We start from the raw sequence: 16,829 nt of genomic DNA on the forward strand, positions 1-16,829 counted from the left end.
AAAGAGGTAGAATTACGATGGCAGAAGAAGAAAAAGAACGTATTGTCATTCCTGATGAAAACGGGGATGAGCATTTATTTGATGAGTTATTCAAATTTACTGTTGATGAGACAGGAAAGTCATATATTTTAGTCACTCCTGCTGGAGATGAAAGCGACGATGATGAAGACGAGGAAGTAGAAGTATTCGCTTTCCGTTATGAAGATCGCGAAGAAGAAGATAGTGATATTGCTTTGTTCCCAGTTGAGACAGATGAAGAATGGGAAATGGTTGAGGAGATGCTAAATACGTTCTCAGCTGAAGAGGAAGAAGAATAAGATATGAAGAACCAGTTACCAATTAAGAGGTAGCTGGTTTTTTTATATTTATCTAGTTTCAAGCTAATTGTTTACTGACATTTTGTAAAAATGTAGTATAATAAAATGATGGAAGGAGGGTATTGATGTCTAATTCCAACGAAAAACCACGAAATGCTTTATATGAAGAACGAGTTTCTCAGGCGAAAATTGTGAGAAAGATCGTCTTTTTTTGTGTAATTGGACTTTTCATTATCGGGACGATTGTACTGATTTCTAGCTATTTTTATATATCAAATGCGTTAGGACCCGTTAATGAGGAAAACCCACAAGAGATAGAAGTAACGATTCCAATTGGATCAACAGCTAATCAAATTGGAACAATATTAGAGGATGAGGGGCTTATTCGAAGTGGAACTCTCTTTCGTTATTATGTCCGTTATCAAAATGAGTCTGGATTCCAAGCCGGTGATTATTCATTATCAACAGGCATGACAATGGATCAACTGATTGCTGAACTTAAAGATGGAAGAGTTGTTCAAGATCCTGAGTTGGTGTTTACTGTACCAGAAGGTCGCTGGCTTGTGGATGTTGCAGAGATCATTGCGAGTGAGACGGGTCACTCACATGAAGAAGTAATGGATGTTTTAACAGACCGTGAGTATATTGAAGGCTTAATTGACCAATACTCGATGCTAACAGACGACATTTTAAATGAGCAAATTCGCTATCCTTTAGAAGGGTATTTATTCCCTGCGCGCTATGATTTTATGGTCGAGAAACCGTCGATTGAAGAAGTTGTCGAGGCCATGCTAGATCGAACACAAGTAGTTGTCGATACATTAGCTACTGATTTAGAGGACAGTGAATACACGATTCACGAAATTATGACACTCGCTTCCATTATTGAGCGTGAAGCGCAAACATCAGAAGATCGTTATTTAATATCTGGCGTGCTTTATAATCGCTTAGATCGTGGAATGATGCTACAAGTAGATCCGACCGTTTCTTATGCACTTAATGAGCATCGTTATATGACAACGTATGCTGATTTAGATATCGATTCTCCTTATAATACGTATCGTTATGAAGGAATTCCAATTGGACCAATTGCGAGTCCTGGGGAAGATTCCATTCAGGCTGCTTTAAGACCTGAGAAGACGAACTATCTCTACTTCTATGCACGCTTTAATGGTGAAGTCATTTACAATGAAACATATGAGAAGCATAATGAAACCCATCAGATGTATCGGAATGAATGGGTGGAAGGTCAAGCAGGAGAAGAAGAGTAAGAAGAAAGTTGAACGTTAAGAAGAGGATGTGCCAGTGGCACACCCTCTTTTCCGTGCAAGATCTAACTGAACGGAGTGAAAGAATGATTACGAAACAAGTGGAGGATTATTTGAAATCACTAATCCCAGCACGTAGTAAAGAAGTGGAGCAAATCGAAGCATATGCAAAAGAGCACGAAGTTCCCATTATGGATTTAGTCGGAATGGAAAGCCTCCTTCACCAGCTTAAATTAATCAATTCTAAGCGTATCCTAGAAATTGGTGCAGCGATTGGATACTCATCCATTCGGATGGCACAAGCTCTGCCAGAAGCATCGATTATCACAATTGAACGTGATCAGGAACGTTATGACCAGGCGCTGATCAATATTTCAACTGTTAACTTGTCAAATCAGATAGAGGTTAAATTTGGTGATGCGCTTGATTTGGTTCAAATACTTGAATCAGAGCCCCTTTTTGATGTATTATTTATTGATGCCGCAAAAGGGCAGTATCAACGTTTTTTTGAAATGTATGGTCAATTCGTCAAAAAAGGCGGAGTGATCTTTTCAGATAATGTTTTATTTCGAGGTCTTGTTGCAGAAGAGGATATTGACAACAAACGCTTGCGGAATCTAGCTAGCAAGATCCAACGATACAATAAATGGCTCATGGAGCACCCAGACTATGAAACGAGAATTTTGCCTGTTGGGGATGGCCTAGCTGTGAGTATTAAAAAGTAGTTTGAGGTTGTTAAATTACAATTTATTAAAGAAGGTGACGATATGGGGAAGAAGCCAGAGTTACTCGTAACGCCAAAGGATCTTGATGCGGTTACTCGCTTATTTGATGCAGGTGCTGATGCGATTATTATCGGTGAGGAACGTTATGGACTTCGTTTGCCTGGAGATTTTTTACGCGAAGAGATCAAGCAGGCAACAGCGATTGCTCATGAAAGAGGAAAGAAAGTGTATGTAGCAATGAACGCACTTTTTCATAATGAAACTGTTAGGGAACTTGCTGATTATGTTTCATTTTTAAAAGAAGTAGCTGTAGACGCAATTGTTTTTGGTGATCCAGCTGTACTTATGACTGTACGTGAAGTAGCTCCTGACATGAAGCTATATTGGAACACAGAGACGACAGCTACAAACTGGTTTACAGCTAATTATTGGGGACGTAAAGGGGCAAAGCGTGCTGTCCTTGCTCGTGAATTAAGCATGGATGAGATTGTAGAGATTAAGGAAAATGCCGAAGTAGAAGTGGAAGTACAGGTACATGGAATGACTTGTATGTTCCAGTCAAAGCGGACATTGATCGGAAATTACATGCAATTTCAAGGTAAGAAATTAGAGGTAGAGCGTCGCGATAAGGATCGTAATATGCTTTTATTTGATGAGGAACGTGATGCGCGTTACCCAATTTATGAAGACGCCAATGGCACACATATTATGAGCCCAAATGATATTTGTATTATTGATGAGTTAGAGGAAATAATTGATGCTGAAGTAGACAGCTTCAAGATTGATGGCATCTTAAAATCAACAGAATACATGGAAAAAGTAACAGCACTTTACCGCGAAGCGATTGATCTATGTGTGGATAATCGTGAGAAGTATGAAGAGCGTAAAGAACAGTATGTAGAAACAATCGAAGAGATTCAACCACAATATAGAAAGCTTGATACAGGTTTCTTTTTCAAAGAAACGGTCTATTAAGAAAGGAGGATATTCATGTCGGCAATTGCAGAACGAACAAAAGAAGGTAAACGGATTATTACAAAAAAACCAGAATTGTTAGCTCCAGCAGGAAATCTTGAAAAGTTGAAAGTCGCGGTTCACTACGGTGCTGATGCTGTCTATATTGGTGGACGAGAATTTGGTCTGCGCTCGAACGCTGATAACTTCTCATTAGAAGATATGCGTGAAGGGGTTCAATTTGCTAAGAAGTACGGGGCAAAAATCTATGTGACAACGAATATTTATGCACATAACGAAAATATGGACGGATTAGAAGAGTATTTACAAGGTCTACAAGAGGTTGGTGTAACAGGGATTATTGTCGCTGATCCATTAATTATAGAGACGTGTAAACGAGTAGCTCCTAAAGTAGAGGTGCACTTAAGTACACAGCAATCTTTAAGTAACTGGCTATCAGTTAAGTATTGGAAAGAAGAAGGCCTTCATCGTGTCGTGCTTGCTCGTGAAGTAGGGCTTGAAGAAATGCTTGAAATGAAGAAAAATGTTGATATTGAAATTGAAACATTTGTTCATGGAGCGATGTGTATTTCGTATTCTGGGCGTTGTGTACTAAGTAATCACATGACAGCACGTGATTCCAATCGTGGTGGCTGTTGTCAATCGTGTCGCTGGGAATATGATCTATACGAAACAAATGAAAATGGTGAAAAAGCTCTTTTCAATGACAATGATGCGAAATATACAATGAGCCCGAAGGATTTAAATCTTGTTCAGGCTATTCCAAAGCTTATTGAAGCAGGAATTGATAGCTTGAAAGTGGAAGGAAGAATGAAATCAATTCACTATGTTGCAACTGTTACGAGTGTATATCGTAAGGTCATTGACGCATACTGTGCTGATCCTGATAACTTCCAAATCGATAAAGCATGGTTAGATGAGCTTGAAAAATGTGCAAACCGTGACTTTGCACCACAATTCTTTGAAGGAAAGCCGACTTTTGAAGAACAAATGTATGGCAATCATCCGAAACGGACAAAGTTTGATTTTGCTGGACAAGTGCTTTCATATGACGAAGAAACATCGATCGTTACGCTACAACAACGTAATCATTTCAAGTCAGGTGATGAGGTTGAGTTTTTTGGACCAGAGATCAATAATTTCGTTCAAAAGGTTGATGTCATTTGGGATGAAGATGGGAATGAGATTGATGCTGCCCGTCATCCACTTCAAATTGTTCGTTTTAAGGTAGACAAGCCTGTCTACCCACAAAACATGATGCGTAAAGAGGTAAGGTAATGGCAACAAAACCAGTTATTATCGGTGTCGCTGGAGGAACTGGCTCTGGTAAGACGACCGTGGCAAAAGAAATTTTTTACCAATTTAATGAACAATCAATCGTATTAATTGAACAAGATGCATATTATAAGAACCAAAGTCATCTTGCGTTTGAAGAACGATTGAAAACGAATTATGATCATCCATTAGCATTTGATAATGACTTACTTCTTCAGCATCTTCAAATGCTTTCAGAGGGAAAAGGCATTGAGAAGCCTATCTATGATTATAAGGAGCATACACGATCAAATGCTGTCGTTGTGATTGATCCAAAAGATGTCATCATTGTGGAAGGCATTCTCATTTTAGAAGATGAGCGTCTTCGTGATATGATGGACATTAAGCTGTTTGTTGATACAGATGCGGATATTCGGATTATCCGACGTCTTGTACGTGACATTCAGGACAGAGGACGTTCCATTGAATCTGTAATCGAGCAGTACACGTCAGTTGTTAGACCAATGCACTTGCAATTTATCGAGCCGACAAAGCGTTATGCTGATATTGTCGTACCTGAAGGTGGCCAGAATCGTGTCGCTATTGATCTTATGGTGACAAAAATTCGTGCAATTATTGAAGAAAAAGCCATTTTGTAATAGCATAAGAAAAGTAAGGTTTTACAATCAGTTTTAAATATGTATAAGAACAAAAAGAGATTGTTACAAATTAAATGTTTGTAAACCTTGCTTCTCTTTATACGTGTAAGGGATTTCTAAGAACTCGGTCTAACCGAGTTCTTAATCTACATATGTATTGAAATAATTCTAAACACTATTATTTATTTAAACAGTAGGATATGAGGAGTGAAAGACATGGCAGAAGAGAAAAAGCATTATATGACAATGGACGGAAAACGTAAACTTGAAGAAGAACTTGAATTCTTGAAGACAGAACGACGTAAAGAAGTCGTTGAGCGGATAAAAATTGCTCGTAGCTTTGGTGATCTTTCTGAGAACTCTGAATATGATTCAGCAAAGGAAGAGCAAGCATTCGTTGAAGGTCGTATTATTCAACTTGAGAAAATGATCCGTAATGCGGTCATGATCGAAGACGAGGCAACTAGTGCAAACGTTGTCTCACTTGGTAAAACCGTTAAATTTATCGAGTTACCAAATGGAGATGAAGAAGAATATACGATAGTTGGTAGTGCGGAATCAGATCCAGCTGAAGGAAAGATTTCAAACGATTCACCTATGGCACAAAGCTTACTTGGAAAAGGGGTTAACGATCAAGTTATTGTGAATACACCAGGTGGCGAAATGGAAATTAAAATTATTGATATTCGTTAAGTGAATTTGTGGAAAAACTGCTCTATGATTTAGAGCAGTTTTTTGTGTTTAAAGAAGGAAACAATTATTGACTTCGGTAACGATATCCATTTATCGTTGCCTTTTTTCAATCTTTGTTTGATCACAATATATTCGCATATTTAATGAAATGGAGCTAGAAGGAGAAGGGATTAAACCACTTTCATATTACGATTTACTTATTTATCATGAATCTCAAGATATGTCAATTCATGTTATTGATCTTAGTCATATAGACATAGTCTCAAAGGCGAACTCGCCATCTTTCTGATATTCTTGTATAATACGATAGAAAGAGTGAGGATCAAAGGAGTGTGAATATATGCAAGGGCATCGTTTTGAACAACGTAAGAAACAACGTATGAACCGGATTCTAAATGTGGCGATTGGCGTCGTTGTCATTCTAATCCTTGTATTTGGAGCCCAAATCTTTTTTGGATCATCATCAGAGGATGCAGCGGTTGATCCAGAGGCTGAATCAGAGGTAATTGAAGATACAGAGCAACAGGCTGTACCAGATCCAATTCAACCAAATAGTTCAGAAGAAGAAGTTTCTGAGGACCGTATAGATGAAGATGAGCTAGCTAATGATGAACTTAATGAAGAAGAAGCGGATGAGGAATTAGAGCCTGTGCCAGACGGGGAGTGGGAACCAATTGGAACATCTCAATCAGGTGAATTCACTCCAAATTTTGATAGCTCAAGTACGAACTGGGCTGAAATGACGCAAGCGATTCGTTATGCGACAGGGATTGAAGATATGGTTATCTGGCGCTTGGAAAATGGTGGTAGTCCAACGAGGGCCCGAGGCGTCGTCAGTGAACGGAATACCCAGGATCAACGATTTGAAGTGTACATTGAATGGGTTGATGGCCAAGGCTGGATGCCAGTAGAAAAGCGCGAATTATAATGCAATCTTAAAAGAGGCTGAAGAACATCAGCCTCTTTATTTTGCTTTGAAATGAACATTTGCTGTGTAGACAGGCTGTTCTGTTTTTGGATGAATGTAGATGCTGTGTTGTACAGAATAGACGTGTAAGAGTAAGACCTTATTATTTTCAATTTGCTCACTAATTTTTTGCTCAAGAGTCCTCATATCGGAAGCCTCAAAAAATTCGACTTTATCTTCAATGCGTTCAAGTTGAATAGACATGTGTACCCCCTCCTTTTCAAAGCTCATCATAGCAAAGAAAAGGTTAAAAAGAAATATGTGAAACAGTGTTATCGAACATGTATAATAAGCTGAGACAGATATATGAAAGGATGTTAGCTGTGAAAATTGGAATTATTGGCGCAATGGATGAGGAAGTAGAATTAATTAAAGGAAAATTAGAGAAACGCGAAGATACAGCTATAGCTGGTTGTGAGTTTCATCAAGGGACAATCAATGGAACGGATATTATTTTATTAAAATCAGGGATTGGGAAAGTGAATGCTGCTATTGGAACGACGCTTCTTATTCAGCTTTTTCAACCAGATCACATTATTAATACAGGTTCTGCGGGTGGTTTTAACGAATCTTTAAAAGTCGGAGATATCGTGATTTCAACAGAAGTACGTTATAACGACGTAGATGCAACTGTATTTGGCTATGAATTCGGACAGGTTCCGCAAATGCCAGCATACTACGAACCAAATGCAGAATTAATGGAAGTAGCCAAAAAAGCAGCAGAGAAAGTTGGCATTCACGCTGTCACTGGTTTAATCCTCTCAGGTGATTCTTTTATGAGTGATCATAGTCGTGTAGAGGAATTAAAAACACGCTTTAACAACCCGTATTGTGCTGAGATGGAAGCTGGAGCAATTGCTCAAGTTTGTCATCAGTTTGACATTCCTTTTGTCATTATTCGCTCGTTATCAGATATTGCAGGTAGTGACGCAAAGGTATCCTATGACCAGTTTCTTGAAACAGCGTCTGTTAACTCAGCAAAGCAAGTACTATTAATGATTGAAGCATTATCAGCTTAAACTGGCATACTCTTCCTCTATTAACTGACATTACAGCTTCTACTTAAAGAAAAAGATGCTAGAATGAAAAGGAGAGTAGGAGGAAGATAAATGGAAGATAAAAAGTTTAAACAACTTAAAGACAAAGTCGATGATTATAAACGTTTTGGTTTTATTTTATTATCGTTAAGTATGTTTCTATTTATCGGGCTTTTCGTTCCGTCTGAAGGGCTAGTTAAGGAGATACCAGGAATGTTTATCGGTGGGGTATTTGTTACATTAATATTAGCTACGATCTCTCACCGAATTGCGATAAAAGCAGAAAAGCAACTGTATGAAGAAAGTCATTAATGATAAACAACGCCATGTCAGCTTCTGACATGGCGTTGCTCTTTTTATGATGCCTAGCACAAGCAGCCTAGCCGCTCGAGGGTGCTTCCGTTTGTAAATGGCTGCGGCAACACCTTGACAGTCTTCCAGCACTTTTAGCTCGCTGCCAAGGCGCCTGCGCTTGTCTTATTCGCTTGGTGGGATCGTTAAGTAAAAAATGCAGGTAAAGAATAGAAGCATCACAAGGACAGATCCATATGCACGTATTCCGATAAACGATTGGGTTGCTTCCATAGCTTTTACACCAAGTATGTAAATCCAAATGAATCCTAGAATAAGCAAAAGCCATGTAAGGAGGCTTATTTCCAAACCAGCTTGTAAGCCAATTAACACAGGCATCGCAAGTACACTAGGGACAAGAATAATACTCGAAAGGCGATAAAATGATTTCATGAAACCTGGTCCACCAAAGCCTCGTGCCCCAGCCCATAATAATAATGTGAGAGCGAGGCGTGTCAAAATCATCGTCAAGAAGCCAAAAAAAATGAAAATAAAAGGTACAACAAGGTTCCGTAATAAATCTGATTCAAAGCTTCCGACGTAATCAGCATTTACTTGAACAGAAAAGAGTCCGTATGCTATTCCAAGAAAAAGAATGAGCAAGAGGCCTAATCGATTCGTTTTTGCGTCATTTGCTAGAAGCTTCATCGCCTCTTTATCAAAAAACAAGGCACGCGACAATTGCTTCATCATGATTATCAACACCTATACTAGAGATTCCATGGCAGTATTGCCCAAACAACAACGAATGCAGAAAGAACGGTAATGACGACAGCGCCAAATGTACTATTATAACGAGTTGGATTGACATTATTCCAACCGTGAATTCGTTCAATGAGCTGATGGTCAGCAGACGTTGTTAAATGCTTCTGAAGAGAAGGCATTCGATTTGTAATATATGAAACAACTATTAAAAGAATGAAGCTGACAGGGACAGCGAGCATGGATCCAGAGAGCCCCATACCATCCGTTAAAGCGTCTCCGCTTACAACAATGGATGGAAAGACAAATGGAGATACGACAATATAAAGACCTCCACCAACGATTGATGCAGCGATGGCACCGTACTTATTTGCTTCTTTCCACCAGACACCCATTAAAATGAGTGGTGCGTTTGTGACAGCAGCTAGACCAAATGCCCAGAGGATACTGACGACAAGAAAGTCAGGTGGATTAATACCAAGTAACACACTGACGATGCCTCCAAAAGCAATTGAAAAATAACCGAGACGAACTTTCATTTTATTTGTCAGGGTTGGACGTAATGTTGTGACGATGTCTTGTGAAATAAGAGCACCGATTGCAAGTAAGTTACCGCTTAATGTTGATAAACCAGCTGAAATGGCCCCAGCGATAACAAGAGCTGTTACCCATTCAGGATTGTAGACTAAATTTAGGATGATTGTTAATTTATCTGCATCTGCCTGAGAAATTGCAACACCTTGAGTTTGTGTGAAATACACACCTGCAAATCCCATTGCATACGTAGCAGAAAATACTAAACCAAGTACAAGAGCGAACCAAACCATTGCTTGGCGTGCGCTTTTTAAGCTAGAAGCTGTGTAAATTCTCATTGCCAAGTGAGGTAAGCCAAGGGAGCCAAGTGTTAACGCAGGAATAATAGAAAAATACCATTTTGTTGAATATTCATAGTCAAAGAAAGTTGGCATTGCTTCAAGCATGGCTGGAACCATATCAGCATATAATAGTGGTGGGAAATACCAACCGCTACTACCCATTGCTTTCATGATGGCACCAAGTGGAACAATAAACATAAGCGCAATGATGACCATTTGAATCGCTGCGTTATTTGTTGCACCAGACATACCACCAATTGTAACGTACCCAATAATGAGTATTCCACCTACAATCAGCCCTGTTAAATAAGGGATACCGAGTAATGTTTCAAATGTAACAGCAATCCCAATCATTTGACCAAGTGCATACATAATCGAAACGAGAATCATAAATAATGCGGCAATAATTGAAGCCTTTACACCGTAACGCTCACGGATGAAGTGAGTCGGAGAAAAGGCGCCCATTCGTCTAAGGCTTGTTCCGTAAATAATGGTAATCAAAGGAATGGCAAGTATCATTTGAATCCAGAGTAAAACAAACGGTGCTTGTAGGTTTAAAATTAGTCCAGTTATACCTAGGAATGTAGCTAGACTCATGTATGTTGATGCCATGGCAAGACCATTTGTGATGGGGCCAACACCACCACCAGCAGCGTAAAGGTCTTCTACTGATTTACTAGAACGATTGGACATCCAACCAACCACATAGAAGAGGGCAAAGGTCAAAACAACAAAAATAATACCGATAATTGGATTAGATAACTGCCATACTTGTTCTTCCACCTTAGCTCACTCCTTTTTCTGATTTGTTATCCGAAGCTTGTTCGAGTTGATTTTCTTTTTCAATAGCATCGTCAATGTGATTACCAATTTTCCCAGCAATCACTGTAAGGAAAAGCACACCGAACCACCCGAAAAGGATCGGAACTATGTATATAATCGGAAAACCAAATAACGTTCCTTCTACGGGGAATATTGAAAAAATAACACCCATATGTCCTGATACGAGAAATAGCAATGACATGATAATCGTAAACCATACTTCTTTTTTGTATGCGCCCACTTGAATCATCCCTTCATAGTTGATAACGCTTTCATAATTGAACGTTAAAAGAAACTGAACAGTCGCTCATAATGATTTGCGTTCTGACCTAGGTTTAATAAAAGCAACAAGCCTCCTTTTCTCTTATATTTTGGTTACAGCCTTCTATAATCTATATTAAAATTACATCATGCATAAATGAATGTAAAGATCAAATATTGAGAAAATTATAAGATTTTAGAGAAAGGAGAATACATAAATGTCGAAATCAAAGGGAACGAAAAGACCTCTTGTACTAGCAGCTGTTATGCTTGCAATGTTTATGGCAGCTGTTGAAGCGACCATTGTCGCAACTGCGATGCCGGGAATTGTCGCTGACTTAGGAGGGTTTTCTCTTTTTAGTTGGGTCTTTTCTTCTTATTTATTAATGCAAGTGGTGATGATTCCACTTTACGGAAAGTTAGCAGATTTATATGGCCGTAAATTAATTTTCTCGATTGGAATTGGTCTTTTTCTTCTAGGCTCTTTATTATGTGGTTTTGCTTGGTCAATGGAAGTATTAATCATCAGTCGCTTTCTCCAAGGAATGGGGGCAGGTGCCGTCCAGCCTATCGCGACGACGATTGTGGGGGATATGTATACAAAGGAAGAGCGGGCTAACATTCAAGGCTATTTAGCAAGCATATGGGGTATTTCGGCGATTTTAGGCCCACTTCTCGGAGCATTTTTTATTGAATATGCTCATTGGTCGTGGATTTTTTGGATAAATATTCCATTTGGCATTATATCGGCAGCTATCGTTATTTTTTTCCTGCATGAAAAGGTGGAAAAGAAGAAAAGGTCTATTGATTTTGGTGGATCCTTTCTTTTATTTGTATCAATCGCTTCCATCATGTTCGTATTAGTGCAATTTGATGGCACGGCCCGATTGTCAATACCTCAACTATTGCTGTTAGTCTGTCTTTCGATTGGGAGTTTTGTTTGGTTTATCCTTCATGAAAAAAAGGTTAAAGAACCAATGATGACATTATCTTTATGGAGGAAGAAAGAAATCAGATATGCCAATTTAGCTTCCTTTTCTGCAGGAGCAATGTTACTTGCCGTTTCAAGTTTTCTTCCTACCTATGTTCAAGGGGTTCTTGGTCAAACTCCATTAGTTGCAGGACTAACCCTTACAGTGATTTCGATTGGATGGCCAATTTCTTCAACGATAGCAGGAAAGATGATGCTGAAAACAGGCTTTCGCGTCACAGCATTAATTGGAGGATTTGCTCTTGTCATTGGGTCCATTTGCTTTTTTACTCTTCCATACATAAACCATCCTCTTTGGGCGGGATTTGGCTCATTCATGCTAGGGGTAGGAATGGGTTTTTCAACAACAACATTTATCGTGTCAATTCAATCAAGTGTGTCCTGGAATGTTAGAGGAGAGGCGACGGCAATGAATATGTTTATGCGCTTATTAGGAGGTGCTGTAGGTGTTGCCTTGTTAGGTGGTATTTTAAATAGTCGATTACGTGCCTTTCTTGAACAGGAAGGAGCTAGTTTAGGAATTGAGCCATCTATTGATGCCGTAAATGTGCTATTGGAAGCAGAAGGCAGGACGGCGTTAACAGTAAATGAACAACAACTTCTTCAAGCTGGACTAGCAGGGAGTTTATCGACTGTCTTTATTGCTCTCTTTATATTAGCGATAATCAGCTTCTTGTTTATTTCCCTTTTGCCTAAAGATCACGTTCAAAAAGAAAACCAAGATAGCTAGGCAGGCTTATCTTGGTTTTGTTAATTCAATAAAATGCGTTAAAATTCTAGCTGTTAGACCCCAAATGACATAGTCCTGATAGTAATAGAAGATCTCTGGAATGAGACTTTTTCGGCTGCTTGAATAGGCTCGACTATTAGAGATTTTCTGAAGGGGGAAATTGCTTTCAGGCTCAAAACGAAGACCCATATCAAAACGTTCTGGTTCATAATTATATAAAAAGGAAAGAGGTACCGTGAAGATATGATCCACCTCTTGGTGATTCGGTTGAATCGCTTCAATACTTTTTAATTGACCAACAAATGGGTAAATAATACCGCGAAATGGTGTAACAAGAATATCTAGTGGAGCAATCAAGTTAATGTCATCGTTTGTTACACCCAATTCTTCCGTTAATTCACGTATAGCAGCTAATTTAGGTGTTGGATCAGTTGAGTCAATTCTTCCACCAGGAAAACAAATTTCACCTGGTTGACTATTTAGGTGATGAGCACGTACTTCAAATAAAATCGATAGTTCATTATCGTCGTACACAAGAGGAAGAATAACAGCTGCATGCTTGCCTTGGTCCTGTCCAATAATACCAGCTGTTCTTCCAGCAAGCTGATTTTGAATATGCGAAAGATCAATCATTACGCAGAACCCCCCAGTAGAAAGATGTTCGAATGAATGGATAAACAAGTAAAAGATCTTATTCTTTAGAATCACGAAATAAGTAATTGGTTTTAAAAAAGTATATCATATTTCATGCCTTCCTCTTGAAAAAACAACTTATCATGAACAATTATCATTATTTTCCTGTTAGATGATGTAACAAAAACACTGAATTTTAAAGTGGAGTAAGGTACATTAAATATAGGAAAGGTCATTGACCTTGCTTCCCAAAATGTTCTCTCTACTCTCCCCCATTGCGGGCGGTTCGAATATCGAATCGCTCATTTTTTTTGTGCAGTTAAGCTGACAAAACTCTGCTATTTCCGAGGAAATGATAGCTGTTATTAGCATTTTGTGAAATACATAAAATCCCATCTCTTTTTTGTATCGGTTTTTGCATAGTTCGATCTTTTGAAAGGGGAATCTAAATGGTGTAAGAAACAATAAGGAGATGGGAAAATGAAAAAAATCATAAGCTTAAGTCTTTTTTTTCTATTGATGATTTCATTTGCTGGATTGACATCCGCACAAGAGTCGATGGATGCAATGGTCAGAATTGTCCATGCTACACCAGATGCACCAGCAGTTGATATTTATGTTGATCAAGTGCTTTTGCTTGAAGCGCTTGAATATACAGATGTTAGTGAATATATAGAACTTCCTAGTGGTAAGCACGACATTGAAATCTTTCCAAGAGGTGATCGGGATACATCTCTGGCTGAAGAAGAAATAACGGTGGAGGCTGGGGAAAAATACACAGTGGCGGCTATTGGAGAAGTTGAATCGATTACATTAGCTGCAATGGTTGATGATCAAACGTTAGCGGAAGGGAAAACAAAAATTCGTGTAGCGCATTTTTCCCCAGATACACCTGATGTCTATATCTCTACTCTAGCTGGAGATTTGTTATTCCAAAATGTAACTTATGCGAATACATCAGATTATGTCGAGATTAATCCAAGTACGTATGATTTAGTGATCACAGAGGCCCAGTCAGATGAGATTGTGACGGAGCTTTCAGGGTTAGCATTAAAAGAAGGGACTGTTTATACTGCTCTTGCTGTCGGTTTGTTAAATGGTTCTCCTGAATTTGACATTCTACTTTTGACTGATCAAATGCCTACACCAGAGAATCTACCAAAGACAGGTCTGGGTGGTGCATCTGAAATTCGTTAACATGAAGCATGGTTTAATAGTAGTCTCATGTCTCCTTTATCTACAGATATTATATACTCCTTTTGTTGTTCAATCGGAAATAAGTATCACAGGAACAGAGCCTCGATTATTAAAAATACCTTCTTTGTCAATTGAAGCTCCTATTGTAGGGGTGAGTGGTGATGAGTTAGCACAACTGCCGAGTGATGGTGATACAATCTTTTGGTATAAGGAAGGTACAAATCCAGGAGGACGTGGTAGTGCTGTTCTTTCTGGGCATTTCGATGATTATGAAGGACCTGCTATTTTTTATTCGCTAAAGGAATTAAAAGTAGGTGAAATGGTTTATATAGTGGATAAGCATAACAACATTCTCATGTTTGAAGTAGAAGAGGTGAAATCATTCAATAAAAACGCGGCAAAGGTTGAGCAAGTGTTTAAGATGAATAGTGGATCTTATCTACAGCTTGTGACATGTGATGGCTACTATAGTCGTAGGGAACAAACGCATTCTCATCGTTTAGTTGTCCGAGCAAGACGAGTTGGCGAGTCTCATTCTTATGACCCTATTAATAGACAAGCATGACGATGGCTTGTCTATTTTGGTTTTCATTATTTTTTAAAAAATCTATTTTTTCTTAGTGATATGCTAATTTCTCCCCTTGCAAATTAGGCAAAAATACAAGAAAATATAGCTTAGTATACGCATATAATAAAAAAAAGAATAAAGATGGAGATCCATTAGAAAGAAAGGGTAAGGGGAAGATGGACGTTTTGTCAAAAGAATCAGACATGCTTCTGTTACTTGAGAAACTTGTCAACATCGATAGTGGCTCAAAGAACAAAGCAGGAGTAAATAAAGTAGGTCAAGAGCTTATTCCCTATTTTCAAGACCTCGGTTATGTCATTGAGGTCATACCACAGGAGGAAGTTGGAAATCATCTTATTATTAGACATCCTAAGCAACGTCATGCATCAATTTTAATTGTCGGTCATATGGATACCGTTTTTGAAGAAGGTACGGTTACAAAGCGGCCCTTCACAATAAAAGATCGTCGTGCATATGGTCCTGGTGTGATTGATATGAAAGCAAGTCTTGTCTCTGTTATTTATGCTCTTCGTTATTTAAAGGAGTGTGGATCAACAGCTTACCAACATGTACAAGTCATTTTTAATAGCGATGAAGAGATTGGTTCCCTAACTTCGAGACGAATTATTGAGAGAGAAGCAAAAGGGAAATCATATGCCCTCGTGATGGAGCCAGCGCGTCGTGACGGTTCTCTTGTGACAGAAAGACGAGGCAGTGGACGTTTTACAATTGAAGTACATGGAAAGGCTGCTCATTCTGGAATAGAGCCTGAAAAAGGACGTAGTGCAATAGAGGAGCTTGCTCATAAGATTGTAAAGCTCCACGAATTGAATGATCATGAACACGGCATATCAGTCAATGTCGGGATCATTGAAGGTGGAAATGCGGTCAATACAGTATCTGCCATTGCGATTGGTCATCTTGATGTACGTGTGGCAACAATGGAGCAGGCAGAAGAGATGGAACATAAAATAGAAGAAATGTGTGCAAAGTCCGATGTAAGCGGAACTGAAATTGAGTTAACAGGTGATATGAGCAGACCACCAATGGTGAAAAATGAAAAAATAGAAAAGCTCTTTAATGTCGTCAAAAAAGTCGGCGCCGAGCTTGGCATGGAAATCAAAGATACAAAAACAGGCGGCGGCTCTGACGCTTCTTTTACCTCAGCAATGGGTATTCCAACTATTGACGGACTAGGACCTATTGGCGGAAACGCACATAGCGAAAAAGAATATTTAGACATCCCTTCATTAACCGAGCGAACGCTCTTACTTGCAAAAGTAATTGAAAAGCTTGTGAAGGATAAAGAGAAGAAACTTGCATAGTAATGTGCAGGTTTTTTTGTGCCCTCTATAACAGAACCATTTAAATCTTTTCCACATGTACAGACACGACCAAGCCCAATTCGACATAAGTATGAAGTAATGAATATTGGGGGTGATTTCGTGTCAGGATTCCTTGCGGCGATTTCGTATTTCGTGAAGGAAGTCATTGTCTTTGTCTCTTATGTCAAAAACAATGCGTTTCCGCAGCCACTCAAAAGAGAAGATGAACGTAAATACTTAATGCTCATGCAGGAGGGAGATGAGGAAGCCCGTAACCTGCTTATTGAACATAACTTGAGGCTTGTAGCACACATTGTTAACACATTATAAACACAACGCGATGTCAAAAAGCAGAGGTTGGATTCCTAATATTAGCGAGTTTTATCATCATACGAAGGAGATTACATTATGAGAAAGCCATTGAACATCGAGGCAATCATACTTTACATTTATTATGATACATATAGAAAATAAATGTT

19 protein-coding genes and 1 pseudogene are annotated in these 16,829 nt (G+C 38.8%); 15 read left to right on the forward strand and 5 right to left on the reverse strand.

From position 1 onward, the window contains the following. The first annotated feature begins 17 nt into the window (after positions 1-17). The 8 genes from IQ10_RS10700 (at position 18) to IQ10_RS10735 (ending at position 6,819) form a co-directional block, all read left to right on the forward strand. On the forward strand, positions 18-317 hold the full coding sequence (locus tag IQ10_RS10700) for a DUF1292 domain-containing protein (RefSeq protein ID WP_144450501.1): 300 nt from the start codon (positions 18-20) through the stop codon (positions 315-317). 125 nt (positions 318-442) lie between these two features. Continuing rightward, on the forward strand, positions 443-1,588 hold the full coding sequence (gene mltG, locus IQ10_RS10705; protein ID WP_144450502.1) for an endolytic transglycosylase MltG: 1,146 nt from the start codon (positions 443-445) through the stop codon (positions 1,586-1,588). Between the two features lie 83 nt (positions 1,589-1,671). Further along, positions 1,672-2,310 carry an O-methyltransferase gene (locus tag IQ10_RS10710; protein WP_144450503.1) on the forward strand — a complete coding sequence of 213 codons (639 nt, stop codon included), beginning with the start codon at positions 1,672-1,674 and terminating at the stop codon, positions 2,308-2,310. A gap of 42 nt (positions 2,311-2,352) precedes the next feature. Next, positions 2,353-3,285 carry a peptidase U32 family protein gene (locus IQ10_RS10715; protein WP_144450504.1) on the forward strand — a complete coding sequence of 311 codons (933 nt, stop codon included), beginning with the start codon at positions 2,353-2,355 and terminating at the stop codon, positions 3,283-3,285. 15 nt (positions 3,286-3,300) lie between these two features. Further along, positions 3,301-4,563, forward strand: coding sequence for a peptidase U32 family protein (locus IQ10_RS10720; RefSeq protein ID WP_144450505.1), 1,263 nt, complete (start codon positions 3,301-3,303; stop codon positions 4,561-4,563). Next, the gene (udk, locus tag IQ10_RS10725; protein WP_144450506.1) at positions 4,563-5,198 is read left to right on the forward strand and encodes a uridine kinase; all 636 of its coding nucleotides are present in this window, start codon (positions 4,563-4,565) and stop codon (positions 5,196-5,198) included. Before IQ10_RS10720 ends, udk begins: the two co-directional genes overlap by 1 nt. Before the next feature lie 216 nt (positions 5,199-5,414). After that, on the forward strand, positions 5,415-5,891 hold the full coding sequence (gene greA / locus IQ10_RS10730) for a transcription elongation factor GreA (RefSeq protein WP_144450507.1): 477 nt from the start codon (positions 5,415-5,417) through the stop codon (positions 5,889-5,891). Between the two features lie 340 nt (positions 5,892-6,231). Further along, positions 6,232-6,819, forward strand: coding sequence for a YrrS family protein (locus IQ10_RS10735; RefSeq protein ID WP_144450508.1), 588 nt, complete (start codon positions 6,232-6,234; stop codon positions 6,817-6,819). Positions 6,820-6,855: 36 nt separating this feature from the next. On the opposite strand, the gene IQ10_RS10740 is transcribed toward IQ10_RS10735, so the two are convergent. Then, entirely contained in the window at positions 6,856-7,062 is a 207-nt protein-coding gene (locus tag IQ10_RS10740; protein WP_144450509.1) for a YrzA family protein, read from the reverse strand. 119 nt (positions 7,063-7,181) lie between these two features. On the opposite strand from IQ10_RS10740, the gene mtnN reads away from it, so the two are divergent. Beyond that, positions 7,182-7,877: a 5'-methylthioadenosine/S-adenosylhomocysteine nucleosidase gene (mtnN, locus tag IQ10_RS10745; RefSeq protein ID WP_144450510.1), complete on the forward strand. Its 696-nt coding sequence runs from the start codon at positions 7,182-7,184 to the stop codon at positions 7,875-7,877. A gap of 90 nt (positions 7,878-7,967) precedes the next feature. Beyond that, positions 7,968-8,207, forward strand: coding sequence for a YrhC family protein (locus IQ10_RS10750; RefSeq protein ID WP_144450511.1), 240 nt, complete (start codon positions 7,968-7,970; stop codon positions 8,205-8,207). Positions 8,208-8,372: 165 nt separating this feature from the next. Here the strand turns inward: IQ10_RS10750 and IQ10_RS10755 are convergent, their stop codons facing one another. The 3 genes from IQ10_RS10755 to IQ10_RS10765 are packed head-to-tail and all read right to left on the reverse strand — an operon-like array spanning position 8,373 to position 10,886. Next, complete coding sequence (locus tag IQ10_RS10755; RefSeq protein ID WP_144450512.1) at positions 8,373-8,939, reverse strand: YIP1 family protein; 567 nt, start codon at positions 8,937-8,939, stop codon at positions 8,373-8,375. A 17-nt stretch (positions 8,940-8,956) separates the two neighbouring features. Next, positions 8,957-10,606 carry a sodium:solute symporter family transporter gene (locus IQ10_RS10760; protein ID WP_144450513.1) on the reverse strand — a complete coding sequence of 550 codons (1,650 nt, stop codon included), beginning with the start codon at positions 10,604-10,606 and terminating at the stop codon, positions 8,957-8,959. Between the two features lies 1 nt (position 10,607). Beyond that, entirely contained in the window at positions 10,608-10,886 is a 279-nt protein-coding gene (locus IQ10_RS10765) for a hypothetical protein (protein ID WP_144450514.1), read from the reverse strand. Positions 10,887-11,124: 238 nt separating this feature from the next. On the opposite strand from IQ10_RS10765, the gene IQ10_RS10770 reads away from it, so the two are divergent. After that, positions 11,125-12,627 carry an MDR family MFS transporter gene (locus tag IQ10_RS10770; RefSeq protein ID WP_144450515.1) on the forward strand — a complete coding sequence of 501 codons (1,503 nt, stop codon included), beginning with the start codon at positions 11,125-11,127 and terminating at the stop codon, positions 12,625-12,627. A 6-nt stretch (positions 12,628-12,633) separates the two neighbouring features. Here IQ10_RS10770 and IQ10_RS10775 read toward each other — a convergent pair whose 3' ends face one another. Beyond that, positions 12,634-13,260, reverse strand: a complete 627-nt coding sequence (locus IQ10_RS10775; protein WP_199757415.1) for an NUDIX hydrolase — start codon at positions 13,258-13,260, stop codon at positions 12,634-12,636. Between the two features lie 480 nt (positions 13,261-13,740). Between IQ10_RS10775 and IQ10_RS10780 the strand changes: the two genes are divergently transcribed. The 4 genes and pseudogenes from IQ10_RS10780 to IQ10_RS10795 all read left to right on the forward strand — a co-directional run. Then, positions 13,741-14,457, forward strand: a complete 717-nt coding sequence (locus IQ10_RS10780; RefSeq protein ID WP_144450516.1) for a DUF4397 domain-containing protein — start codon at positions 13,741-13,743, stop codon at positions 14,455-14,457. Between the two features lies 1 nt (position 14,458). Next, entirely contained in the window at positions 14,459-15,022 is a 564-nt protein-coding gene (locus IQ10_RS10785) for a class F sortase (RefSeq protein WP_144450517.1), read from the forward strand. Positions 15,023-15,201: 179 nt separating this feature from the next. Further along, entirely contained in the window at positions 15,202-16,350 is a 1,149-nt protein-coding gene (locus tag IQ10_RS10790; RefSeq protein ID WP_144450518.1) for a M20 family metallopeptidase, read from the forward strand. Positions 16,351-16,449: 99 nt separating this feature from the next. Then, positions 16,450-16,668: pseudogene (locus IQ10_RS10795) on the forward strand (RNA polymerase subunit sigma-70); the annotation flags it as partial. Positions 16,669-16,829: the final 161 nt, after the last annotated feature.

The sequence above is a fragment of the Halalkalibacter nanhaiisediminis genome (assembly GCF_007830185.1).
Lineage (GTDB): Bacteria > Bacillota > Bacilli > Bacillales > Bacillaceae_D > Halalkalibacter > Halalkalibacter nanhaiisediminis.